The following is a 1,377-nucleotide window of genomic DNA, read 5'->3' on the forward strand; positions in this document are numbered from 1 at the left end:
GTCAGGCCTACCTGAGCTTTAAAAAGATTTATCAAAATAAAAACACGCAAGCTCCTAATTTGTTAGAATTTGTTTAGACCAATAAACAAAAAACAAAGGAGTTGCGTGTACTATGTATTCTAACATTTCTATCCCTGGTTTAGAAGAGTTATCATCACTAAATCACTTGAAGTAGAAGGGTTTTATCAACTCCATGTGGAGTTGGTGAGAAAACCTCACCAATGCCCTGATTGTCGAAAGTTGACCCAGAAAGTTCATGATTATAGACTGCAAAAGATTCAACATACACAAGTGTTCGGAAGAAATACTCTGTTATTTTATCGAAAACGACGTTATATTTGTGAGGACCGACAATGCCGTAAGCGATTCTATGAAGACAACTCAGTTGTAGAACGTTATCAGAGACAATCAATTGAGTATAACCAAGCTCTATCTATAGAATTGATTCATGGAAAGAATTTTAAAGATGTAGCGGATCGTTTTATGACTTCTCCTACTACGGTTATGCGCCGTTTCGATCAGATTAGTTCTTCTAAATTAAAAGAAGCAACAGAACTCCCTAAAGTGATTGCTATTGATGAATATAAAGGTGATACGGGTGGAGAGAAGTATCAAACAATCATTGCGGATCCTATTGAAAGAAGGCCTATTGAAATTCTTAAAGATAGGAAAAAAGAGACCTTAAAAGAGTATCTTAGACAACACGGGGATAAAGTTGAAGTAGTTGTTATGGATATGAGTCAATCTTTTAAAGCAGCTGTTGATCAAGCACTGGGTGGTCCCATTATCGTTGCTGATCGATTTCATTTTGTCGCTATATTTATTGGGCACTCGAAAAGGTAAGAAGAAAAGTTCAAAACGAATTTGATGACTATGATCGTAAGAAGTGTAAAAGGATGAGGCATGTCTTTTATAAACACAATGAAAATTTAACAGATAAGCAACGATGGTATTTGGAGCATTATCTTAGAAAATCTAACTATTTAAGAAAAGCCTATCAATTGAAAGAAGCATACCGATTGTGGTTTGAAATAGCGAAGGCCAGCGGCCCTACTAATTTGAAATCTATAAAGAAGAGGTTATATCAATATTATGATCTCGTAAAGACATCTGGTGTTATTGAATTTGAAAGGTCGATATCGACCTTTCAAAATTGGCAAAAACAAATCATGAATAGCTTCGCATTTGAATTACATAATGGTTATGTGGAAGGTATTAATAACCAAACTAAAGTTATTAAACGTAATGCTTTTGGATTTAAACGTTTTGATCGCTTTAGATTGAAGATATTATTACATCATCAATATAAAAATATAAAAGTTCGAGTCACATAATTAGGAGTGAGCGTATGCTCACCCCAACATTTGACTTAGAACC

The 1,377-nt window shown here is 34.4% G+C and carries 1 pseudogene; it reads left to right on the top strand.

Annotated features, from left to right (window positions below):
• The first annotated feature begins 112 nt into the window (after positions 1-112).
• A pseudogene (locus JCM13188_RS17150) lies at positions 113-1,334 on the top strand (ISL3 family transposase).
• The last annotated feature ends 43 nt before the right edge of the window (positions 1,335-1,377 follow it).

The organism is Piscibacillus salipiscarius JCM 13188, from assembly GCF_001311865.1.
Taxonomy (GTDB): domain Bacteria; phylum Bacillota; class Bacilli; order Bacillales; family Alkalibacillaceae; genus Piscibacillus; species Piscibacillus salipiscarius.